General features: G+C 69.2%; 27 protein-coding genes. 16 read left to right on the top strand and 11 right to left on the bottom strand.

All coding sequences use genetic code 11. The features are described from left to right. Positions 1 to 25: 25 nt before the first annotated feature. The 7 genes from DVR05_RS26740 to DVR05_RS21515 all read left to right on the top strand — a co-directional run bounded on the left by DVR05_RS26740 (position 26) and on the right by DVR05_RS21515 (position 5,038). Positions 26 to 178 (top strand): hypothetical protein, encoded by a 153-nt coding sequence (locus tag DVR05_RS26740; RefSeq protein ID WP_157982501.1) that lies wholly within the window; start codon positions 26 to 28, stop codon positions 176 to 178. A 248-nt stretch (positions 179 to 426) separates the two neighbouring features. Further along, the gene (locus DVR05_RS21545; RefSeq protein WP_116247726.1) at positions 427 to 1,032 is read left to right on the top strand and encodes an NUDIX domain-containing protein; all 606 of its coding nucleotides are present in this window, start codon (positions 427 to 429) and stop codon (positions 1,030 to 1,032) included. 402 nt (positions 1,033 to 1,434) lie between these two features. Further along, the gene (locus DVR05_RS21540; RefSeq protein WP_116247725.1) at positions 1,435 to 1,962 is read left to right on the top strand and encodes a hypothetical protein; all 528 of its coding nucleotides are present in this window, start codon (positions 1,435 to 1,437) and stop codon (positions 1,960 to 1,962) included. 123 nt (positions 1,963 to 2,085) lie between these two features. Then, a complete protein-coding gene (locus DVR05_RS21535) occupies positions 2,086 to 2,412 on the top strand; it encodes a hypothetical protein (RefSeq protein ID WP_116247724.1) in 327 nt (108 codons plus the stop codon). A 5-nt stretch (positions 2,413 to 2,417) separates the two neighbouring features. Continuing rightward, positions 2,418 to 2,735 (top strand): type II toxin-antitoxin system PemK/MazF family toxin, encoded by a 318-nt coding sequence (locus DVR05_RS21530; RefSeq protein ID WP_116247723.1) that lies wholly within the window; start codon positions 2,418 to 2,420, stop codon positions 2,733 to 2,735. Between the two features lie 905 nt (positions 2,736 to 3,640). Next, complete coding sequence (locus tag DVR05_RS21520; RefSeq protein WP_116247721.1) at positions 3,641 to 4,207, top strand: hypothetical protein; 567 nt, start codon at positions 3,641 to 3,643, stop codon at positions 4,205 to 4,207. A 516-nt stretch (positions 4,208 to 4,723) separates the two neighbouring features. Continuing rightward, positions 4,724 to 5,038, top strand: a complete 315-nt coding sequence (locus DVR05_RS21515; protein ID WP_116247720.1) for a DUF2116 family Zn-ribbon domain-containing protein — start codon at positions 4,724 to 4,726, stop codon at positions 5,036 to 5,038. 170 nt (positions 5,039 to 5,208) lie between these two features. On the opposite strand, the gene DVR05_RS21510 is transcribed toward DVR05_RS21515, so the two are convergent. The 3 genes from DVR05_RS21510 to DVR05_RS21500 form a co-directional block, all read right to left on the bottom strand. Beyond that, positions 5,209 to 5,391 (bottom strand): hypothetical protein, encoded by a 183-nt coding sequence (locus DVR05_RS21510; protein WP_116247719.1) that lies wholly within the window; start codon positions 5,389 to 5,391, stop codon positions 5,209 to 5,211. Then, on the bottom strand, positions 5,388 to 5,612 hold the full coding sequence (locus DVR05_RS21505; protein ID WP_116247718.1) for a hypothetical protein: 225 nt from the start codon (positions 5,610 to 5,612) through the stop codon (positions 5,388 to 5,390). The genes DVR05_RS21510 and DVR05_RS21505 overlap by 4 nt, the downstream gene beginning before the upstream one ends. 66 nt (positions 5,613 to 5,678) lie before the next feature. Then, a complete protein-coding gene (locus DVR05_RS21500; protein WP_116247717.1) occupies positions 5,679 to 6,914 on the bottom strand; it encodes a helix-turn-helix domain-containing protein in 1,236 nt (411 codons plus the stop codon). Positions 6,915 to 7,122: 208 nt separating this feature from the next. Here DVR05_RS21500 and DVR05_RS21495 point away from each other — a divergent pair, with 208 nt between their 5' ends. Both DVR05_RS21495 and DVR05_RS21490 read left to right on the top strand, forming a co-directional pair. Continuing rightward, entirely contained in the window at positions 7,123 to 7,977 is an 855-nt protein-coding gene (locus tag DVR05_RS21495; RefSeq protein ID WP_157982500.1) for a ParA family protein, read from the top strand. Next, positions 7,974 to 8,342, top strand: coding sequence for a hypothetical protein (locus DVR05_RS21490; protein ID WP_116247715.1), 369 nt, complete (start codon positions 7,974 to 7,976; stop codon positions 8,340 to 8,342). Before DVR05_RS21495 ends, DVR05_RS21490 begins: the two co-directional genes overlap by 4 nt. Positions 8,343 to 8,415: 73 nt before the next feature. Here DVR05_RS21490 and DVR05_RS21485 read toward each other — a convergent pair whose 3' ends face one another. Further along, complete coding sequence (locus tag DVR05_RS21485) at positions 8,416 to 9,042, bottom strand: hypothetical protein (protein ID WP_116247714.1); 627 nt, start codon at positions 9,040 to 9,042, stop codon at positions 8,416 to 8,418. 741 nt (positions 9,043 to 9,783) lie between these two features. Between DVR05_RS21485 and DVR05_RS21475 the strand changes: the two genes are divergently transcribed. Next, a complete protein-coding gene (locus DVR05_RS21475) occupies positions 9,784 to 10,095 on the top strand; it encodes a hypothetical protein (protein WP_157982499.1) in 312 nt (103 codons plus the stop codon). A 169-nt stretch (positions 10,096 to 10,264) separates the two neighbouring features. After that, the gene (locus tag DVR05_RS26735) at positions 10,265 to 10,855 is read left to right on the top strand and encodes a hypothetical protein (RefSeq protein WP_157982498.1); all 591 of its coding nucleotides are present in this window, start codon (positions 10,265 to 10,267) and stop codon (positions 10,853 to 10,855) included. A 54-nt stretch (positions 10,856 to 10,909) separates the two neighbouring features. Here DVR05_RS26735 and DVR05_RS21470 read toward each other — a convergent pair whose 3' ends face one another. Continuing rightward, entirely contained in the window at positions 10,910 to 11,116 is a 207-nt protein-coding gene (locus DVR05_RS21470) for a hypothetical protein (protein ID WP_198659283.1), read from the bottom strand. A 67-nt stretch (positions 11,117 to 11,183) separates the two neighbouring features. Then, positions 11,184 to 12,275 (bottom strand): tyrosine-type recombinase/integrase, encoded by a 1,092-nt coding sequence (locus DVR05_RS21465; RefSeq protein ID WP_116247710.1) that lies wholly within the window; start codon positions 12,273 to 12,275, stop codon positions 11,184 to 11,186. 95 nt (positions 12,276 to 12,370) lie between these two features. Between DVR05_RS21465 and DVR05_RS21460 the strand changes: the two genes are divergently transcribed. The 5 genes from DVR05_RS21460 to DVR05_RS21440 all read left to right on the top strand — a co-directional run bounded on the left by DVR05_RS21460 (position 12,371) and on the right by DVR05_RS21440 (position 15,421). Next, positions 12,371 to 13,213, top strand: a complete 843-nt coding sequence (locus DVR05_RS21460; RefSeq protein ID WP_116247709.1) for a hypothetical protein — start codon at positions 12,371 to 12,373, stop codon at positions 13,211 to 13,213. A 73-nt stretch (positions 13,214 to 13,286) separates the two neighbouring features. Next, positions 13,287 to 13,454, top strand: coding sequence for a type II toxin-antitoxin system HicB family antitoxin (locus tag DVR05_RS21455; RefSeq protein ID WP_157982497.1), 168 nt, complete (start codon positions 13,287 to 13,289; stop codon positions 13,452 to 13,454). Beyond that, on the top strand, positions 13,451 to 13,759 hold the full coding sequence (locus tag DVR05_RS21450) for a hypothetical protein (RefSeq protein ID WP_116247707.1): 309 nt from the start codon (positions 13,451 to 13,453) through the stop codon (positions 13,757 to 13,759). Before DVR05_RS21455 ends, DVR05_RS21450 begins: the two co-directional genes overlap by 4 nt. A gap of 613 nt (positions 13,760 to 14,372) precedes the next feature. Next, positions 14,373 to 14,561, top strand: coding sequence for a hypothetical protein (locus tag DVR05_RS21445; protein WP_157982496.1), 189 nt, complete (start codon positions 14,373 to 14,375; stop codon positions 14,559 to 14,561). Positions 14,562 to 14,569: 8 nt separating this feature from the next. Next, positions 14,570 to 15,421 (top strand): hypothetical protein, encoded by an 852-nt coding sequence (locus DVR05_RS21440; protein ID WP_116247705.1) that lies wholly within the window; start codon positions 14,570 to 14,572, stop codon positions 15,419 to 15,421. A 710-nt stretch (positions 15,422 to 16,131) separates the two neighbouring features. Here the strand turns inward: DVR05_RS21440 and DVR05_RS21435 are convergent. The 5 genes from DVR05_RS21435 to DVR05_RS21415 all read right to left on the bottom strand — a co-directional run bounded on the left by DVR05_RS21435 (position 16,132) and on the right by DVR05_RS21415 (position 21,502). Beyond that, the gene (locus tag DVR05_RS21435; protein WP_198659282.1) at positions 16,132 to 16,338 is read right to left on the bottom strand and encodes a hypothetical protein; all 207 of its coding nucleotides are present in this window, start codon (positions 16,336 to 16,338) and stop codon (positions 16,132 to 16,134) included. A 473-nt stretch (positions 16,339 to 16,811) separates the two neighbouring features. Further along, complete coding sequence (locus DVR05_RS21430; protein WP_116247704.1) at positions 16,812 to 17,999, bottom strand: DnaB-like helicase C-terminal domain-containing protein; 1,188 nt, start codon at positions 17,997 to 17,999, stop codon at positions 16,812 to 16,814. A gap of 26 nt (positions 18,000 to 18,025) precedes the next feature. After that, positions 18,026 to 18,802: a DnaB-like helicase C-terminal domain-containing protein gene (locus DVR05_RS21425; protein ID WP_157982495.1), complete on the bottom strand. Its 777-nt coding sequence runs from the start codon at positions 18,800 to 18,802 to the stop codon at positions 18,026 to 18,028. A gap of 129 nt (positions 18,803 to 18,931) precedes the next feature. Continuing rightward, positions 18,932 to 20,272, bottom strand: a complete 1,341-nt coding sequence (dnaB, locus tag DVR05_RS21420) for a replicative DNA helicase (protein ID WP_116247702.1) — start codon at positions 20,270 to 20,272, stop codon at positions 18,932 to 18,934. 81 nt (positions 20,273 to 20,353) lie between these two features. Next, positions 20,354 to 21,502: a hypothetical protein gene (locus DVR05_RS21415; protein WP_116247701.1), complete on the bottom strand. Its 1,149-nt coding sequence runs from the start codon at positions 21,500 to 21,502 to the stop codon at positions 20,354 to 20,356. Between the last annotated feature and the right edge of the window lie 88 nt (positions 21,503 to 21,590).

The raw sequence follows: 21,590 nt of genomic DNA, 5'->3' as shown, positions 1-21,590 counted from the left end.
CCCCCAACCACGAAGGAGATCTGCTGTGAAGACCGTGAAGTCCCCGTCCCAGCTCCCCCACGGTGCGTGCGGCTGGCAGACCGAGTACGGCACCGGCCGCGAGGCCTACTGCGCCGAGAAGGCCACCAGCAGCGGACTGTGCCCGGGGCACGAGCGCCTGGCGCGCGACAGCTACTGATCCCGCCTGTGGGGCCGCCCGACTTTCCACGGCAGGGCGGCCCCGCGACGACTCCCACAGCGACGAAGGAGTACCTCCCATGATGATGCCCGCCGCTTTCGCGGTCCTGCTGACCGGTCACTGGGCCCAGCAGGGCTGACCGCCCGGTCCACCGCACACGACGACGGCCCGCCCCCGGATGACCAAGCTGCCGAGCAGGGATCCAGGGGGCGGGCCGCGCTACTCCCAGAATCAGGAGCAGAACCAGTATGACCACGACCAACACCACGAAGACGGCGAAGCGGTGCTGCGGAACCTCCGTCGGCGGGCGGCTGACCCGCACTGACCCCGCCACCGGCATCACCCAGTTCGCCATCCTGGGGCGCGGCTGGTGGCCCCCGGCCTGGGGGCTGTTCGCCGGACACGCCCGCGACCACGGCCAGTCCGACTTCCGGGAGGCGGCCGTCGCTGAGGGCTCCGAGGAGCTGGGCATCCGAGTGACCGGACTGACGGAGCGGTTCACCGTCCACCTGCCCAACCTGTGCGCCTCCTTGCCGCACGAACCCGTCCCGGGCCACCTGTGGACCGTCTACGACATCGAGACCACCGACACCGTGCTCACCCCAGCCCCGGGGGAGACCACCGGAGCCGAGTGGGTCACAGGCGAGGAGCTTCAGCGCCTGGCCGAGGTCACCGTCGCCTTCGCCCGGTCGGGCCGACCCGCCCACGAACAGCACCGCCTCTCCCTCGAAGCGGTGTGGGTCGAGCTGCTGGCCCGCACCGGCGACATCACCGTCTCCGCCACCGACCGGGCCGCGGTGGCCCGCCTCTACACGACACCGCCGCCCGAGTACTGGCTGGGAGGCCGCCGATGACGATCCGCTGCGTGTGCGCCACCGCCTGACTCGGTGCAGGGGCGCGGCGGTGCACCGCAGTTTCGTGCACGGCTGCGGTGGACCGCACTTTTTTCTCGAAGTGCGGTGCACCGCAGTTTTTCTTTTCTGCAGGTCACAGCCCTTGGACCGGCGCGGACCAGGACCGGGCCGCTGTGGTCCACGGCCGAACCGGACTGGTTCTCCGGCGGACCAGCGCCCTGTCCCTGGACGTGGATAGCCTGTCCCCAGGCCGCTCGCGACGGCCCGCCTCCGAGCCGCCCCGCCCACACCGGGACGGCACCCACGGACAAGGGGCACCGCCTCATCGCCCAACGAACAACCCGATCCGTGCCGCGCGCCCGGCCGGGGTGGTGTGGGAACCCTGGCAGGAATGAGGAACTCGTGCCGCACGACCGTCTTCGCACCCTCGCCCGCCGCGTCGCCGACCGCGACCACGTGGCCTACACCTCCGCCCTACGCCGTCTGCGCACCGCGGCCGCCGCACCCGAGACCGTGAACGTGTGCTTCCGCTGTGGCTCGAAGGGCGGCCGGGGCCGCCTGCGGCTCCTGGACGTGCGCGTCAGCCCCCACCCCACCACCGGCGCCGACCGTCCGCTGTGGTTCTACGCCTGCCCGCTGTGCGGCCAGGGGCACGCCGCCTCGCTCACGGGCAAGGTGCCGGTGCTGCTGCCATCCCCGTGGTCAGGACCCGTTGGGCGCAAGCTCACCGACGCCGAGGCGGACCGCTACCCCGTCTCGGTCCTCGTGCTCCTGGCCGACGCCGCCTTCGACGACCCGGTCGGGCAGATGTGGGACGACCCGGCCGACCCGCCCACGGGCCTGGACAGCATCTGCGGGCACCGGATGGATCGGTGCGGCGGGTGCGGGACGTGCATGACGTGCGACGCCTGCTACTGCGCGGAGGAATGAGCCGACCAACAAGGCCCGCCCCGGGAAGCGATCCGGGGCGGGCCTTTGTCGTGCCCGAGGACGTGCGATACTGAAAACCGCACACGATGCGGCACTTTTTGCGGCACGCTAGGAGGCATGACGATGACGCAGACCACCAGGCGCCCTTCGGTGCCCATCGACCCCGACACCGACCGGGTCGTCCAGGCCGCCCGCACCTCCGGCACCCGTGAGCACGCCGCCCTGGCCACGCTGGCGGCCCGAGGACGCATCCACCTGCCCACCGGTGGAGAACAGCTCTCCGAGGCGGCCACGCTCGCCGCGTTGGTCGAGATGGGCCGCCAGGTGCTTCAGGAACAGGTGCTGGAGGCCGAGTACCAGGCGATCGCCGCAGAGCAGAACGACGAGGACCGCGCGGTGCGCGCCGCGATGCGCCGCCGTCGCCGGCTGTCCCCCCGGGCCGCCGAGTGACCCCTGTGCGGGGCCGCGTCTACTGGGTCTACCTGGACACCGGGGAACAGGAGGAGCGCAAGCCCTTCGTGGTGGTCTCCAACAACCACCGCAACCGCAACCTCGGTGACTGCCTGGCGGTGCGCCTGACCACCACCCGTAAGGAACCCCGGACCACCGTCGTGCCGTTGGGCCCGGCCGACAGCCCCTTGCGCGGGTTCGTGCTGTGTGACGAGATCACCCACGTGTACGACGACGAGCTGCTGGAGGACATCGGGGTGCTGAGCTTCGCGACGATGACCGCCGTCGCCGCCGGGCTCAAGGCTGCGCTCGACCTTCCGTGACCACCCGGGGGCAGTCGGCGGTCGACCGGCATGAGAACGACGAGGAGTGAATCACGGCCCCGTACCGGCAGCACGCTGGTGCGGGGCCATTCGTGTGTCCGGATGTCTCACCGGAGGTCGAGAATTTGGAACCTCCGCAGGTCACGAAGGTGACGTGCCTACGTCATGACGTACTGCCGTACCCCTGGGGGACTCCCCTTCCCCGCTCTGGTGCCCCCGGGAAGGTGCTGCCGGGTCTGAGGCTCCGGCAAGGCCGAATCACCCTGTGGGCGGCAGACGCCGGAACGGCGCGTCGCCGACGACGTCGACCGGCTCCTGGACGCCACGAGGCTCGGCACCCCGGCCACCCGCCCAGTGAGCTGGCCCCGCCGGGCGATGGCGCTGGAGCGCGTCGCGGATCGCGGGCAGAGACCCACCACGCCGCCGTCGGTGCGCGTTCTCCTCCTGGCCCTCGATCTCATCCGTCATGCCCATCAGCATGCCGACCCCAACCCCCATCCACCCCTGAATCCAACCAACCCACTAGCAATAACGTCACTGACGAAGCACACCTAGGCACTATGCAGTGATCCCCGGCTGAGCGCCCGCTGCCGCGCCCCGCGCAGCGTTTGCCACGGTGTCGAGGCGGTGCGCCATCCCCCGCCGCCAACACCGGCCCGAGTGCATGGAGACGCGGGGATGGTGTGCCGTGATCCCTCCACAGACAGGCGGTCGGGACGTGTCAGCGTGCCCGGGGCGAACCAAGTGAGCCGGAAAGGGGCAACGTCACTGATGAAATTTGGCGGCGGTGAGCCTTTGTATCTCTGGCGAGATACGCCCTCACGGGCGACACGCCGTGCCCGTATCCGGAGGGATACCTGCGCTCTGCCGTTCCATATAGCGTCAGTGACGCTAAAGTCCGGGGCATGGACCACACCCCCGAGGAAGGCGTCGTCGACGACGGCCAGGAGCAGACCGACCCCGACGTGATCGAGACCGTCCGCGAACAAGTGATCCGGCGGACCTGTGAGTGGTGCGGCAAGGAACTCGCCCCCCGGGCGCGGGGACGGGGCCGCCAACGGCGGTACTGCTCCCCCGCACACCGGCAACGCGCCTACGAGCTACGCACCGCCCAAGAGCGCCTGGAACGCGACCAGGAGGCCGGGACCGCGCGGCGCGACGACGAACCGGTGCGCGAGGTCGTGGAGCGGACCGTGACGCGCACGCGGGTGATGCGCAGCCCCGTCCAGCCCCCCGGCCTCCACCACGGCGACCTGTACGCGCCGCCGGAGGATCCCTGGGAGCGAGAGCCGGACGCCCCCGGCGCCGATCCGCGTCCGCGCGAGCTCCAGCGCCTCCTCGTGCGCACCGCGGCCGCCATCGCCCAGGGGCAGATGAGCGTGCGCGAGGTGGAGCGGATTATGCGCGGAGTGGACGCGGTGAAGTCGGCTGCGGACCGGTTCCACGACCAGGTGCGTGGAAATCGTCACTGACGAAAAACGAAAGCGTAAGTACCCAGGTATCTGCGATACCGGCGTGTCGGCGTGTCGCGCCGCGACGGCACTGGGGTTGAGGACTGGTGGTACCCGGGGCTCGCCGCCCCGGGACCCCGCCATCCCGGCCGGGAACCCGGCGCCGACAGGACGTGCGTGGCACCGCGCCCAGGCGCCGGAACCCCGCCCGGACCGAGCCGGGCGGGCCGCGAACATCATGATGCCTAGGTGTGTTACGTCAGTGACGCAATAGGTGCGCTTGGTCTAGTGCCATGGAGTGTTCGAGTCGGATGCCTCTGAGTACTCGCTCGGCTACGTGCTCCCTGGGCCACTGAGGAATGCATAGGAGGTCCTGGTCCTCGTTGAGGAGCACAGGCTGAGGATCCAACGCTCGCCATCGAGCGTGCAGTCCGCTGCACAGCCGAGGGACAGGGGCCACCGAGATGCGAGTAAAACCTGCCGCAGGACGGTGACCGGTCCCCCGACGTCACCCAGACGTGGGGGAACACTCCCACCATGAGGCGTCACCGCAAGTGCGTGGTGTGCGGGGCCGCGCTTCCGAAGAACTCCTCACCCCGCCGGGCCTACTGCGACGGAGCGTGCCGCGCCCTGGCCTACCGGGACCGGCGCAAGGCCGCCCGCATCATCGGCCTGGCCGTGGTGGTAACCCGGGACGAACTCGCCGGAACCCCTATGGAGCGGGACTTCTGTCCGGTCTGCGGAACGATCCTGCTGGCCGGAGCGGCGCGGCGTGCCGATGCCCGCTACTGCTCGGGCCGGTGCCGCACCCGCGCCTGGAGAGCGCGCAAGGCGCGCACCGTCGACCAGTGAGGGAACGGCCCTCGTTTGCGGCTGGTGACACGTTCGTTCAAGTGGACTGTGACGTGCAGCCGTCACCAAGGGCCTCCAGACAGGCTCTGGTGACGGCTGCACGTCACGGTGCCACCGTTCCTGTACGAACGGTCAGGGGCAATAGTGCGTGCAGTCCGCTGCACACTCAGTCAGTCGCCCCAGCAGGTGTCCTCGAACGGGTCCGGCACCGGTTCTCTGGCGGCGCGGAGCTTCTCCTCCAGCTTCCGTCGCTCCGCGAGTACCCGGCCCTGGATCTCCTCCTGGCGGCACTCGGAGGCGGTGAGCGGCCGGTTGGCTCCGGTGGAGGGCACCGGCTTGGCGCGGCGGGTCATCGGACCTCCCGCTGGTACGGGACGGCCACACGCGGCCCCGGAGCGCGCATCCGCTCCTCCAGAGCGGTGGGGGTGTCCTCCACCAGGGTCGGTTCCGTGGTCGTGTTCGGGTCCCGATCGGTCGCCTTCCAGAGTCGACCGACGCGGGTGATCACGTACCGGTCGCCGTGCCTGTCGCGGAGCGCTTCAAGCGCCTGATCAACCGCTGTTTCGCTGTTCATGACCGGGACGCTACGGACACCCGAACCGCCCCAACAGACACGCAGCGTGGCCGTTCACCGCGGCGGTCATGCCCCGTCGACCGCGAGGAACGCCGCCAGCTCCCGCTGGTCCCGCGTCAGCGACCGCTTGCGCAACGCCAGCACGTCCCGGAGCGTGCGGGCCGCCAGGCGCTGATGCCGAAGCCACTCCGGAGCCTGGCGGCGCAACCCCACCAGGACCGTCGTAGCCTCCGTGCCCTGGCGCAGCGCCGCGTGCGCGCAGGCCACGTCCAGCCGGTGCCGGTTCCAGTTGTCCGACGTCGACCGGCCCACCCCGGCCGGGAGCCGGTCGGCCATCGCGAGCACCTGGTCGGGCCGGTCGGCGACCATCTGGTTCTCGATCGCCTTCAACCGGACCGTCAGCGGCCCGAAGGTGCCCCACCCCCGCAGGTGGTCGGTCACCTCCGCGCCGACCGCGCCCCCGGCTGTCGCGGCCAGGCGGGCGAACTCCCGGGCCTCGGCGGGGCGGTTGTTGCGGGCTGCGGCCGCCGAGGCGCGCAGCAGCAGCCACCCCCACGCCGCCAGCTCCTCCCGGGTGGCCGACGACAGGCGCGGCTCCACCTCATCGGCCGTGGACGCGGCGATCTGCTCGGCCTCATCGAGGCGGCCCTGGCGCAGCAGGATCCACGCCTGGCCGATGATCGCGGAGGCGGCGTTGAGCCGGTCGGCGGCCGCCACCGCGTCGCGCACGGCGTCGGTCAGGGCCATGTGCGCCAGGTCGTAGGCGCGCACCTGGGTGAGGTACCGGCCGGCCATCTGCAACACCTCCGAGCGGATCGAGAGCGCGGTGTCGCGTTCGGGCCCCGTGGTGAAGTGGTCGACGGCGGTGTGCGTCGACTTCACCAGGTCGGGCAGGAGCTGGCCCATGGCCGGGTACTTGTCGCGGTGGTAGGCGATCGCGGAGGCCTCCGCCGTGGCCCGCAGCCGGTCGAGGTCGGGTTCCTCGTCGTCGTCCTGGACGAAGCCGAGTCGGCCGGTGATCGTGACGGGCGGGGAGATCGCCTGGCGCAGCGCGAGAAGGTCGAGCTTGGTCTCGTCGGCATGGGTGTCCTGCCCGGGGCCGGACGGCTCGAACAGCGCGGAGGTGCGCACGCCCAGGGCGCGGGCGAGGGCGTGGTAGGTCTCGATGCGGGCGGTGCCGCCGCGCTCGATCTTCTTGATCACGCCGATGCTGAGCCCGGCGGTCTCGGCGAGGGCTTCCTGGGTGAGGCCGCGGTGGCGGCGAAGGTCGCGTAGGCGGTCGCCTGCGGGGGTAGCGTCCATGGGCGGGTCCCGCTCTCGGGTTGGTCAGGTCGCACTGCCAGCGTAGAAGCGGGACCTTCGCCGTGTCAGGAAGATGCGCTGACCTGCATACAAAGCCACACAGTCAACTTTGTGACTCCGTGACACCTCAACTCTCTGAGGAGCTGCACAGCCACACAGCCGCCTTGGTGCAAAGATGGGCCTTCGACCGACCAGGAAGGAGAGGCCCGTGACCGAACAGGCCACCCGCAGACCCCACACCGCCATCACCCGCACCGGCTCGCTACCGATCGCACCGGGGCGCACCATCGCGGTGATCAACCAGAAGGGCGGCCAGGGCAAGACCACGACCACGGCCGAGATCGCCACCCACCTGGCCCAGCAGGGCAAGCGGGTGCGCGCCATGGACGCTGACGGCCAGGACGGCGCCCTGTCGGTGCCGCTGGCCCCGCAGTGGCACCACACCCCGCCGGCCGAACGCTGGGAACTGGCCGACGTGCTGCTGGGCAAGTGCACCCTGGACCAGGCCACCTGGCCCACGATCGTGCCCGGCCTGGACATCGTCCCGAGTTCGGAGGCCGTCAAGCAGTTCGGCCGCGTGGCCTCCGACCCCGGGCGCGAGTGGACGCTGCACGAGGCGATCGAGGCCTCCGACCGCGACTACTATGACGCCGACCTCATCGACTGCCCGCCCGACCTGGACGAGATGACGCTGGCGGCCCTGGTCGCCGCCGACGGGCTGATCATCCCGGTCAAGGTCGGCGGCCTGGACTTCAAAGGGGTTGCCCAGCTCAACCGGACGCTGGCCAAGGTCCGCAAGCGGTTGCGCCCCGACCAGGTCACCCACGCCATCGTGGTCACCCAGCGCCAGCCCAACGCGCTCACCGACCAGGTGATCGACCAGCTCCTGGAGGACTTCCCCGACGCCTACCACGCGGCCGTGCGCGCCACCATCCGCGTGGGCGAGGCCGGGTTCGCCGAGCAGCCGGTGCTGCTGTACGCGCCCGAGTGCACCGCGGCCGCCGACTACCGCGAGATCACCCGCGTCGTGTTCGCCCCCGTCCTCGAAGGAGCTGCCGCGTGAGCGCCCGCCGTCAAAGGGTCAAGGTCGGATCCAGCCGACCGCAGGAGGAACGTCCGGTCCTGGAGGAGTTGTTCGAGAGCCCGCGCGAGGCCGCCGCCCAGGCCGAGAAGGAGACGCGCGCCCCCGAACGGGCCGAGCAGTCAGCGGCCGGCACCGCGGGTTCGGGCCGTCAGGTGCCACCACCGATGCCCCTGGCCGAGATCCAGCAGGTGCCCAAGGCCGAGCGGCGGCCGACGAACTTCGCGCTTCCGCACGCCCTGGAGCTGCACCGAAGGATGACCTACTACAAGGCCGACCACGACGTGCAGATCCAGGACCAGATCGCCCTGGCCGTGGACACCTGGCTGCGCGAACAGGGCTACTAGGCTCCTGAACTGCACACAAAGCCAGCTCTGTGACTGTTCAGCTTCACACAGAGCTGGCTTTGTGGAGGTAGGCCTACTCCTGGTCGGCCTGGCGCTCGTCCTGGATCAGGTGGTAGCGCATGAAGTCGGTGGGCTTCATTTCCAGCACCGTGCGCATCTCCTCCTTGGTCAGCGGACGGCCGTCGATACGCCACCGGTCCGGTGGGGTGGCCTCGAAGTCTTCGATGGAACTCATGCCCTCCACCCGCAGCAGGATCTCGACCGGATCCAGGCCTTCGGTGGGCACCGTTGGGGCCAGGTGCTCCCACAGTTCGGCTCGCACTTCCTCCGGTGGACGCGGCGGCGCTTGGTCAGCCTCGTCATCGGGGTGATCGCACCCGCAGTCAGCGAAGGCGTCGGGGAAGAGGGTCCGGGCCTGTGTCCAGGTGTCCTCGGTGTCCTTCAACCGGTCCTGGTCGGTGAGCCAGGGCTGGTTGTTGTCCAGGACCGCGCGCTCCCACTCGGCGTCTAGCTGCCAGGCGTGGTCGGGTTTCTCGGCTCGCATCTGCGCGATGACCTCGGGGGTGATGATGCGCCCCTGGTAGGTCATCGGTATCGGATCGTCCGGGGAATCGAAGACGAATCCGGCGGCCGCTTCGCGCGCGGCTGGGTTCTGTGGTCCCAGTCGCTTGTTGCGCGGCTTCTTGGTGCGTTTGCCCATGGCGTCTCCCCGTGTGCCTGCGGCGGTATGGCTCGGGCAGCGTAGGGGTCGGCCCACCAGCGGGCGGGATTGTCTTCGTCAAATGGGCGTGTTCGGACACGACCTGGTGGCCGGGTTCGGCGCTCATGAGCCGCTCGCGCGTGCCGGGGCACGCAGAAATCGCACAGCCACAAAGTCACCAGGCTGGAGAGTTGACTTGGTGGAGAGTCAGGCCAGGTGAGCGACTTGATTCCTCCAACGGTCCAGCGTGGGGCCGTCACCAACGGCATGCTGGACCCATTACGCAACAGTGGCATCAGGCCTCCATCGACACCTCCGAACCCGACAGCACGGTGCTGCACACCCGTCAGGGCAAGAGTCGCCCTCAGCACGACACCTCACGAGCCAGGCGCCCACCCTCGGTCGAGGCGTACTTGGACCAGGAGCTGATGGACTGGTTGTGGCAGGTCGAGGCTGCGGCCGTTGCACGACGTGAGCGCTCGGTGGTTAGCCGCACCGTGCGTTTGGCACTGCGAGAGCTGAAAGCGCGGATGAGCCCGGAGGACGTGATCGAGGCCCTGCTGTCCCGAGAGCCCGACCGGACCAACAGCCGGGGCCGACCCCAGCAGTGAAGATTCACCGGGGCCAAGCCACAGAGTCACCATGCCACCAAGCTGACTTTGTGAAGAGTCGCAGCAGATAGACGCCTTGTTTCGCCGATCACCCGGTGTGGAGACCCACCACGACGGCATGCTGGTCCCCATGACTCAGTACTGGCTCCAGGCCCCCGTCGACACCTTCGGCTTCGACGACGAGGCGCTCGTGCGTGTGGACTGCATCTCCGCGCTGTACGCCGTGCGCGACCCCCACGCCCGTCAGGGGGAGGGGCGCCCCTGGCGGTTGGAGGCCGCGGTCCTGGGGTCGGACCGGCCGGTGGTGTTGGCCACCTCACCGGACCGTGACGGGTCGGAGGCGGGCGAGAGTCCCTTCCGGGGTGCGCCCATCTTCCTGCGCGACGAGCTGGCGGCCGAGCAGGACCGGGTCCGACGCGCGGGGCCGGGTCGAGACTGGTAGGAGTCGTTGAACCAGTGATCTGAATTCTCCGTGACTCTCGCCGCGCTGATCACTGTGCGTAGCTGCCAGGGGTATCGCTGAGCGCTAGTGTGTTGGCGTAGCGGACTCGAGTTACCTGAACCGAGTCACTCCACGCTTCGTGCAACTCCGATCCCCCCAGGGCGTACACATGCTGCTGAACATTCTGGTGGCTTGCCTCACCGCAGCCGCGACCATCGCCGCCGTCCTAGCGGCTCGCCTGGAGTGGCGGGTGCAGCCGCAACATACTTGGTTGGTGCGCCATTCCAGGGAGTTGAATCCATCCCTCAAGGATCCGACTGCGAAACATATGTTGAAGCCAAGTGATGAGCACACAGACCACGTCTCTATCTTCTGCGAGGGAGACGCTATCGTCCATGATGTGTCGGTGGAGTTCGTGGGCTGCACACCCATGACGCCTTGGCAGGAACGATGGAGAAGCGTCATGACCGGGGGCACCGATCCGGTTGAAGCTGCAGTTAGGGTTCCTGCTCAGGAACAAGGAGACGCCTGGGTCGAGATCCAGTGGACTACACTCCGGCCGCTTCGTCGACACGGCTGGCGGCAAAGCATGAGGCCGAACCTTCGCTACCAGCGATGGTCCTGGAAGTTTTCATCCCTGCGCCTACAGAAGCGTCACGAAGAAAGCCTGTTCGGTTATCGATGGGTGCGGACAAAAGGCGCTTGGAAGGACGTCAAGGACCATCCTCTGCATAAAATTCCCCGCAGTGAACCTCACTAAGAATATTCTTTTCTGGGATGCAAGACAGCCCCCAATGCGAAATGTCTCCTGTGGCTATGTGTAGTCGCTGGGGGCATAGCGGTTCCAGGTCCCTCCGGCTTGGGCAACGACCTGGGTGGTGGTCTTGTCGTGGAACCCCAGCGCTCGGGCGATGACCGGAGCGGGGGCTTGGAGCACGAGTTGGCGCAGCGCGGAGGTGCGCACCGCTGTTCCGGGGATGCCGATGTCGCGGATCAGCTCGGCGAGGCTGTAGGGGTGCATGGGGCGTCCGGCCCGCCGTGGGGACGACCGGTGGTCGGGGCGATGCGCCCCCACAGCTCCCTCCGGGTCACGAGTTCTCCCTGCGCAGCCGTCCGGCCGGCGCCCGGCGGGCCTGCGGGCGGGCGGAGGCGATCACCTGGGCGGCGACCAGGCCGGGGTGACCGTCGTCGTCGGCCACGTCCACGTAGGTGCTCACGGTGTTCAGCGTCCTCCACCGCCCCCACCGCTTGAGGTCGCGGTCGGAGTACCCGGCCTGGTGGAACGCCACAGCGGTGGACTTGCGCAGCGAGTGCGGGGTGAGCCGTCGGCCGAGCACCCGCTGGGTGAGCCGGGTGACGACGTCGGCGGCGGCCTGGCGGGTGATGCCCTTCCCCTGCGGGGAGACGATGAGCGGCAGCGCGGGGTCCTCGGGTTCGAGCCCGGCCTGGCGCAACAGGACGGTGCGCTCGATCAGCCACGCGGCCAGGGCGTCGCACGTGTCCTGGTCCAGGTCGACGTGGTCGACGACGTCGCCCTTGCCGCGCACCCGCAACTGGGTGCCGTGGGCGCCGTCGACCAGGTCGCCGAAGGTGAGCCAGGTGGTCTCCGACACGCGCAGCCCGTAGAGGGTGAGCAGCCGGATGAGCACGGCCGTGCGCGGGTTGGTGAGCGCGCCTGTCTCGTCGCGTTCGTCGGCGGCCGCGAGGACGGGTTGGAGGTCGGTGCCCTGCACCCAGCGGGTGGGGGTGTCGGCGACGCGGGTCTCGCCCCGGGAGACCAGGGCCGGGTCGGCGGGGTTGGCCGTGGCGTGGCCGGTGACCATCAGCCGCCGGTACAGGGCCGAGAGGGTCGACAGGCGGCGGGCGACGGTCTTGCGTTTCTCGCCGCGCTCCTCCCTCAGGTGGCGGGCGTAGGCCTCGATGTCGCCGACCTCGACGGCCGCCAGGTCGGTGTGGCCGCGCGCCGTGTCGAGCCAGGTGTGGAACGTGGTCAGGTCGCGGCGGTAGGCGGCGCGGGTGTGCTCGGACTTGAGCCCGGACAGCCACTGGGCGACCGCGGCCGGGAGCGGGGCGGCGGCCAGGACGAAGGGCAGGGCGGGCTCCGGGTCGCCGAGGACGACGGCGGTCGTGTCGTCGTGGTCGGGGCGTGGGGGTGTGGGGAGGGCGTCGGTGGAGGTCACCCGACGATCCTCCTTGCATAGATCCGATTATGCAAGGAGCGACGATGCGTCAAGGAAAGCTTGACGATCACAAGAGTCAAGGTTAGCTTGACTCCATGAGTCGAAGCCGCACCCCGCACAAGATCCGCGGCCTGATGGCCGAGCTGGCCGACCGCTACCCGGGCTCGCGCTGTCGAGCCGAGCACGACTCCGGCACACGGTGGCAGGCCACCTGGATCGACGGGCCCTCCGTCGACCGGATGCGTGCCGAGGTCGCCCGGGCCCTGCCCGATGTCGAGCTGCACACGATTCGCACCTACACCGCCCGCAGCTTCGCCCAGGCCGCCGTGGTGATGGCGGTGGAGGGAGAGTTCGGCCCCTCCATCCGGGGCGGGCTGGAACAGAGGGCCGAGCAACACCTGGCCAGCCTCGACAACCCCCACCAGGACCACGCCACACCGCGCGTGGCGGCGCTGGCCGACGCGTTGATCGAGCACATCCCCGACCACGACCGCGGCCGCGAGCACACGCTCCTGACCCCGGTGGCGAAGGAGGGTCTGGCGTGGCTGCTGGCCCCCTACGACCCCGCGAAGGCCGACGCGCCGTTGGTGATGAGCCCGGCCGAGCACCTGACCGCCCGGTACGCGACCGGGGCCGACGACACCGAGTGGCGGTTCCGTCTGCGCACCCTGCCCGCGCCCGTCCTGGTCGAGCGCGCCAGCGCCGACACCGAACTGGACCGTGTCGGTCGTCTGGCGGTGCTCGGGCTGCTGGATCAGATGCGCAGGCTGTGGGCGGCCACCGAGGGCGCCGCGATCGCCGCCGCCCGCGACGCCGAGGCTCCGGGTGGGCGGGCGTCCTGGTCCCAGATCGGTGCGGCGCTCGGGGGGATTTCCAAGCAGGGTGCCCAGGACCGGGCTAGGAGGCGTGAGAAGGGCGGGGCGGTCCGTCTGCACTGACCAACGAAGTCAAGCTTGGCTTGACGATGAATTCCCCGATCCGCCACCTGGCTCGGTGGGTACGTTGAAGCTCATGGAGCACTCACCGCGGTTCACGCCCCGCCTGACGCCCGACACCGAGGTGGGCGGGTTCGTCGCCGAGGCCGTCGAGTTCGGTGTGGTGTCCCAGGGCGAGACCGAGCAGGAGGCACTCGCCGCCCTGGACGAAGCGGTGGCGCTGTTCTTGGATGACGAGTCGTGAGCGAGCAGCCGCCGCTGGTCGCATCCGCCGACCCGGAGGTAGAGCACCTGGCCGCCGTCCTGCGTCGCCGCCGGGAGGAGCTGGCCGACGCCGAGGCGGTGCGGATCGGGGACGGGGCGGTCGCTCACGAGCTGATCACCCGGATCTGGGTGGGGGTGGAGGTGCCCGGGGTGCTGTGCCACGCCAGCGCGGACCCGCTGCGTCTCCAGGCGGCTCCGGGGCCGGTGACGTGCCGCCGCTGCCGAGCACGCCGTTCCGGGGACAGCGGTGATCAGGTGCCGGGGCAGACCTCCCTGGAGCTGTAGCCCGGGGCGCCCACCCGTCTAAAATTCGCCTCTGAACTGCAAGAACGTGCTGTCATCGCGTGTCACGCGCCCTACCCGGGGCGGTCTGAGACCACGGCGTGACAGTGCTGAACAGGTGCCACAGGTCCGCCAAGGAATGGGGGGTCCCCTGGCGGACCCGCAGGATCAGCCAGTTCCCCCGCGACGGGTCGCTGGCGACGCTCCTGAGACTTCACCCGGTCAAGATGACTTCTCAAAGCACCCGCTGTACCGATAAATCGGGCATAGCGGGCGCATGTGGGTACCCGAAAGCAGTAAAACACACCTTGTCGATATCCGGTGTCACGGGGGCCCGCGTGACAAAAATTAATTGTTCTCCACAAACAGTGACACACAGACGTATCCGCAGGTCAACAGGGTTGTACCCGAGGATCGTGTGTCGCAAGATGCGTTTGATGTCCGCGTTGTTCTTCTGCGTCTCCGCGAGCTGGCATAGTGCAAGGAACGGCGTTTCTCCGGGGCCGCGACCCCCGGCACGCCGTCATCCGGTCACCCAGAAGGCGATCCGCCGACGTGTCGGTGGGTGCCACCTGCGGTTCGATGACGTTCTCAACGAGGAGACAAACTGGTGGAGATGTCCCACCCCACCCCCGCACCCCGTGACCAGGGGCGCCCGGGGCTGAAGATCATCGTGGTCATCGTGGTCGTGTGCTTCGCGGTCTACGCCATCCATGCCGGTCATGACGCCGCCGTCGCCGTGGCCGCGGCATCGGCACTGGCCTACGCAGCGGTCAAGGCCGCCCACCGCCTCTACGCCCGCTAGCGCGCCTGGTGGGCGAGCACGCCGCACGCGGCATCAAGCTCACCATCGAGATCCTCGATCAGACCTACCCGCTGTCCCGGTTCTCCTCCGAGGACCGCTTCCAGGCCCTGGTGTTCCATCTACGCGCCCGATCCGGCGCCGATGAGGCCACCTTCCGTCAGGTGTGCACCGACGTCTTGGGTATCCCCGAGCCGGTGACCACAGCTTTGGTGCACGGCGACATCCACGCCCTGCGCACCGTGCTGAAGGACCTGGACCGCGACGATGACGGGTGGCCCTTGATCGCTTCCCTGTTGGCCTACGGTGACGGCCTCAACGCCGACTACGGCACGTTGGCCGCCGCCCTGGCCGAGTTCGAGGAGATCGTCATGCCCCCGGGGCAGCGGCACCGGCTGGCGCTGAGCCGCACCATGCTGGAGCAGCGCGGCTACCAGCACAGTGACGAGACCTTCTTGGATCCCACGGAGGCCGCGACCGACCCGCGTAGGGCGGTCACCCACGAGGACCTGGTCGAGGCTCTTGTGTGCCTACACATCCGCGCGGGCGAACCCTCGCTGCGCGATATCGCTCACCGTTCCCTGACCATCCCCGAAGGAGTCGATCCGACCAAACACCAGGCCCGTTCCTACAACACGATCAGCAAGGTCCTCAAAGTCGAGGACAGGGGCCCGCAGATGGTCGCGGTGTTGGCCTTCGTGCGTGGCTGCGGGGTGTTGGACCCCAAGGAGCTGAAGGCGTGGGAGGACGCCTGCTACCGCATCCGAAGGAGGAAGCGTCAGCGCAAGCTCCCGCCACCTCGGGAGGCTGACACGGAGGAGGGGTGGCGGGCCCCCAGCGGTCCGAACCCGTCCCTGGCCTGAGACGGAGGCTGTCTCGCCGAGCACGACCTGCCCGGCGAGACAGCCTCGCTGATCGGCCCGCGCCACTCGCTGGAAGAATCTCGCCTACAAGACCTGCACCAAGTCAAGGATGACCGGGAGAGCGGCACCGGCAAGCACAAGCAGGGCGCACCCGGACCCTCCGCGCCCTCCTGTTACTCGGGAGATCCTGTCGTGGGCTGCCAGTTCCGCAGCGATCAGTGCGCCTTCGCGTTCCGCTTCTTCAACCTCTCTGTCCGCTATTTCGTTGACCTTTCTGGCGCAAGGGGGACAGAGCCCAACGTTCGGGAGAGAGACACGTCTACAGCGCAGACAGGGGTGGGACATGGGGGGTTCCTTGGTTAAATCGTCGTAACCGTGACCGACCACTACCCCGCGCCGAAGACCACAACTCCCAGAGGGGGTGGCCGGTTCAGGACGCAGAGGCCGCCACACTCATGACCAGTCGCTTGTGGAACTGTTCCGGGGTTTTTGTCACGTGTGGGCGGGATGACCTACGCGGTCGCCGTCGTCGTCCAGGAGCATGGGCACGTGGCCACGGAGCCCGGTGATCGCGTACCTCAGCAGACCGTGACCTGCGGCGATGGGAACAGTTCGGGAAATTCCGAGCCGCGGAAACGGGGTTACCCGCGCGCTGGACGTCTCTCCGGCCTGGAGGGATTTCGACCCCCCTACCCCTCCTAGGGGGTGGGTTACCAGGGGGCGTGCCGGTACCAGCCCCCCGGGTTCGTGGCGGCGGTGTGCCGGGAGTGGCAGGTGTGGCACAGGCCCCGCCCGTGCTCGGGGTCGTCCGGGTCCAGCCCCATGACGACGAGGGTTCTGCGGTCCAGCGGGTAGTGGTCAGCTTCGGTGGCCTCGGCCTTCTTGCACATCTGGCAGATGCGGTCTCGGGCCAGCACGCCGGGCCGGAACCGTTGCCGGTGACTGCGGCCGTACCCCTGGGCGGTGGAATCACCGCGCCGCTGGCGCAGGTCCCGGTTCGCCCGGGTGCGGCACCCAGCGCAGGTGGGTTTCCCCGGGCGGGCCTTCTGCCGACACCCGGGGGTTTTGCAGGGTTGGGGAGGACGAGCAGGCACCCTTACATCGTAGATCGTTGTGGGGACACGACGCCCCGGAGCACCACCGTGTGCGCCCGTGAAGGGGCCCGATTCTGCTAGGTCTTCGCCTGTTTTCGTCAGAACACGGGCGCGGTGTTCGGTGTTCGCGCGGCCTGGTGCTCACCGGCGGGCCTCGCGCGCGTGCGCGTGAGGGCGGTTCGACCGGTCGACCTCCGAGCGGGCGCGACCCCGGCTGGGTACCGGTCTTTACCGGTCGATGTGCGCGGTAGCCGGGCCAAAGGGCGCTGGTGTGGAGTTGTGCGTGATGCAGAGGCTTACCTTCGCGCGATGTCGAAGAACCGGCTGTAGTGGCCTTGGAACGCGACCGTCACCTCAGCGGTAGGGCCGTTGCGGTGTTTGGCCACAATCAGGTCGGCTTCCCCTGCCCGGGGGGAGTTGGGGTCGCGCATGTCGGGTCGTTCGATGAGGATCACGGTGTCGGCCAGGTGGGCGATCAGGTCGGACTCACGCAGATCGTCGAGGGTGGCAGAGGGGTCAGTCCGCTGGAGGGGCGCCCGATTCAGATGGGCGGTGGCTACGACCGGTATGTCGAGTTCCAGGGCGATGTCCTTCAGCTCACGGGTGATGTCGGAGACCTCCCGCTCACGGGTCTCGCGGTCTCGGCGGGGCTTGAGGTGTTGCAGGCCGTCGACCGCCATCAGGCCCGCCCCACTCTCCTCGGCCAGCTGCCGCACCTGGCCGGTGTCCACACGCGCTCCCGCGTGAAGCAGCAGCGGCGATACAGAGATGCGGCCCATGGTTCGGGCAAGCCGTACCCAGTCGTCGTCGGTCATCATGCGCAGCCTGATCGTGTGTAGGGCGACGCGGGCTTCGGCGGAGAGGATCCGGTCGAGGACTTGCTGGCGGGGGCTCTCCTGGTCGATCCAGACGGTGGGGATGCTGTGGCGGAGCGCCGATGAGCGGGCGAAGTTTCCCAGCAGCACGGATTTGCCCACGGTGGGGCGGCCTGAGATCACGGTGAGCGTGCCCGGTTCCAACCCGGTCAGGAGCCCGTCCAGGTCCGCGAACCCGGTGGGTGGGCTGGGCCGCGGTGCTCTGCCAGGGTCCTCCAGTCGGTCGAGATAGTCGGGAAGGGCATCTCCCACCCACCGGGCGTGTTCGGAGGCGATGGACGCGGGGGTGAAGGCGACGTGGCGGGCGTTGCGTTCGATGTTGTCGTGGTCGGCGGCGTCGGTGAGCTGGTGCAGGTAGAGCGGACCACCGACCTCGTCGGACTCCTGCCGTGCGACCAGGTCCTCGTGGACGGTGATGGGGTCGATCGGTTCGTCGCGTTCGCGCAGGCGCAAAAGGCTGGCGTACACGAGCCGGTGGGCGGGTTCGGTGAAGCGCTGTGGGTCGGTGCCGATGATGCGCACGACCGCTTCGACGCTGTTCTTGGACATCATCGCGGATCCGAGCACAGCGCGTTCGGCCTGGGCGGTGGGGTTGGGGGTGTCGGTCATCCGAGGCCTTCTCCGTTCTGCGGTGGCTACTGCTCTGGCAGGTCGACGAACTGGGAGCGGGCCAGCAGGGCCGCGAGTGTGGCCGTTCCGTGGGAGGCACCTGTGGGGTTGAGGACCTGGAGATCGACTTCCATCGGTCGGTCGTCGGGGTCGTAGAACTCGGGGCGGTGCATGAGGATGACCGTTTCGCAGGCCTGAGCCAACGCCTGACGCACGCCCAGGTCCTCGATCCGGGGCGGGCGCCCGTACTCGTCGGAGGGCACCCGGTTGAGCTGGGAGAGCACCAGGACGCTCATCTGGCGGGTGCGGGCCAGGTGGGAGAGCATCACCCCGTACTTGGCGAGTTCGGCCTCCTGGAGATCGTGGGGGTCGGTGAGCGAGTCCACGTCGTCGACGACCAGCAGGCGGGGGTCTTCGGCCTTGGCCTCCTCCACGACCCGGGACATGGGGCCGTTGAGCAGGTTCACGGTGTTCATCGGCATGGCGGTGAGGATGTCCTGGACCGCCTTGACCCGTTCCAGGGCCTCGGGTTCGACCGGGCGCTCGTTCAGGACGGTGTTGTCCACGTCCGCGGTCGCGGTCAGCACCCGCACCACCAGGTGCTCGCGCTTCTCGTGTCCGGAGCAGTACAGGGTGGGCACTCCCGCCAGCGCTGTGCGGCGGGCCAGGTCGAGGGCCAGGGCGGTCTTGCCGATGGTGGTCCAGGACGACAGCAGGGTGACCGTGCCGGCCTTCAGGGACGGCAGCACGCCGCGCAGGGAGGCGTAGGGGATCTCGACACCGGTGAAGGCGGGGGCGTTCACGGGGGCTCCTTCGAGGTCGTCCGAACACGGGCTTCTCAGGATGCCCGCCCGGGGGTCGGTGCGTGAGGGGTTCTCGCCATGGGGCCGACCGGCTGTTTCTAACCGGTCGGCCCCATGGAGTCGGGTCGGTCAGCCCACCGGGTTGGGTCCCATGTCGGCGAAGCGGCTGTAGTGGCCCTGGAAGGCCACGGTCAGCTCGGCGGTGGGCCCGTTGCGGTGCTTGACCACGAGCAGGTCCGCCTCCCCCGACCTGGGGGACTCCTTGTCGTGCACGTCCTCGCGGTGCAGCAGGACCACCAGGTCAGCGTCCTGTTCGATCGCTCCGCTTTCGCGCAGGTCCGACATCTGCGGTTTCTTGTCCGCCCGGTCCTCGGACTTGCGGTTGAGCTGGGACAGCGCCACCACCGTCACCCCCAGCTCCTGGGCCAGGAGCTTGAGCGCCCGGGAGATCTCGGTGACCTCCTGCTGCTTGCTGTCGTAGCGGCTGTCGGTCTGCACCAGCTGGAGGTAGTCGACCACCACCATGCCCAGCCCCAGCGACCGCTTCATCCTGCGGCAGGCGGCCCGGATCTGCGCGAGCTGGCTGATGCCGGTCTTGATGACGAGCTTGGCGTCGCTGATCGTGGGCATGGCCGCGCTGAGCGCGTCCCAGTGGTAGTCCTCGACCAGCCCGGACTTGATGCAGTGCAGCGGGACCCGGGCCTCGGCCGAGAGCATCCGGTCGGTGAGTTCCTCCTCGCCCATCTCTAGGGAGAAGAACGCCACGGTCTGCCCGGCCCGGAAGGCGGCCTCGCGCGCCCAGTCCAAAGCCAGCGTTGTCTTGCCGACCGCGGGGCGGGCGCCGATGACGATCATCTGCCCGGCCAGCAGTCCGCTGGTGAGCGCGTCCAGGTCCGCGAACCCGGTGGGGATCCCCTGGAGTGCGCCGCCCTTGGCGGCCCGCTGCTGGATACGGTCCATGGCCCGGGGCAGGTAGTCGGCCGGCAAAGGGTCCTCTTCGGCGCCCTGGTCGCCGTCGGTGATGGCCAGCATCTCGGCCTGGGCGGCATCGACCAGGTCCACCGCTTCGCCTTCGCCGATGTAGCCGATCTGGGCGGCGCGGGTACCGACCTCGACCAGGCGGCGCAGCAGCGCCCGGTCGGCGACGATCTTGGCGTAGTAGGTGGCGTTGGCGGCGGTCGGGACGGCCTCGGTCAGGGTGTGCAGGTAGATGGCCCCGCCCACCCGCGCCAGGTCGCCGTTCTTGGTCAGCTCGTTGCCGACCGCGACGGCGTCGGTGGGCTCGCCGCGGTCCATCAGCGCCGAGATCGTGGCGTAGACGATCTGGTGGGCGGGCCGGTAGAAGTCGCCGGCGCCGATCATGACGCCGACGTCGACCACGGCCTCGGCGGAGATCAGCATCGCGCCGAGCACGGACTGTTCGGCGTGGATGTCGTGCGGGGGGACGCGGGTGTTCTCGGTGTGGGTCATGCTGGTGTTTCCATCCCATGGGTGGCAGGGGCCGGACGTGAGCTTGCAGGCGATGTCCGGCCCCGTTGTCGTGTTCAGGGGTCAGGCGGAAGTGCCGGTCGGGGTCAGGCGGGCGGCCAGGTCAGGTCGGCGGATGGGTCCGAACCGGTTGAGCAGGAGCTGGACCATGCGCGGGTGCAGGGTCGCGCACACCGGGCAGTCGAGGGGTTCGTGGTGCTCGGTGCACACGGGGTCGGGGCCCGTGGCCTCGGATGCCGCCGTGCGGGGCTGAGGCGCACGCTGAGCGCGGATCTGCCGAAGAAAACGGTTCAGGTCCCGAACGTCGAATCCGGAGACGTAGCGGCGAAGAGAGCCCACGTCCACCTTGCGGCGTTCCGCGTCGGCCTCGATCGCGTCCAGAACCGCCTCGGCTTCCTCCGCACTGGCGTCGATGCGGCCCATGAGGTCCTGGGCCGTCGCCGACGTGGGGGTGGTGTTCGCCGAAGGCGTCTCGTCTTCTTCCTCCCCGGTACCCACCGAGGACGGTGTGGTGTCCGGGACCTCCGAGGAAGAAGAGGAGAGAGAAGTGGGTGGAGTAATGGGTAGTGCGGGTTCGCGCTGGTCACCGTGCGAGTCCGGGTCAAGTTTCTGACCCCTCGGGTTAGATTTCTGACCCCCCGGGTTAGATTTCTGACCCGTTGACCCTCGCGGGTTAGATTTCTGACCCGCTCGCTTCGGGCGCCGACGCACGGCGGACTCGTCCATCCGGGCGGGCTCGAACCGCGGCTCCTGGCCCTTGGCAGCGGCCAGGGCGTCGAACGCGTTGCGGTGGCACCCGCACTCGTGCCGGGGCAGGCGCCAGATCGTCATGCTGATCGGGCGGGCCTGGGCGCTCTTGCGGGAGCTGAACTTCAGCGGTGTGCCGGCCTCGTCGGCGGTGATCTGTCCGAGGGCAGCGAGGTTGCGCAGGATCCGCAGCAGGCCGGAGGCGGAGATCGGCTTGGGCTCCTCGCCAAGCGCGACGGGGTTGGTGGTCACGACGCCGCGCAGCTCGTCGAGGCTGACCTTGCGTCGGTGACTGGCGTGGGTGGTCAGGTCCGTCAGGATGCGGAGAACGGTCCTGTCGGACGGGCCCAGGTGGGGGCACAGGTCGACCCACTGGCGCGTTTTTGCCTGGTAGTAGCCGTCCCCTTCGGCAGGGGCTTCGGAGAGATCGAACTCGTCGGGGATGTTGGTGTCGTCGGTGGTCACGTGGTCTGCTCTCTAGGCAGCCCACACGCAGGTAGCGGCGCTCGGGGTACCCAAAAGGTGCCCACTTTGCCCCTGGTCGGCTACAGTG

The organism is Nocardiopsis sp. FIRDI 009 (assembly GCF_003386285.1).
GTDB lineage: Bacteria > Actinomycetota > Actinomycetes > Streptosporangiales > Streptosporangiaceae > Nocardiopsis.
This window is presented reverse-complemented; position numbering and strand designations above follow the sequence as displayed.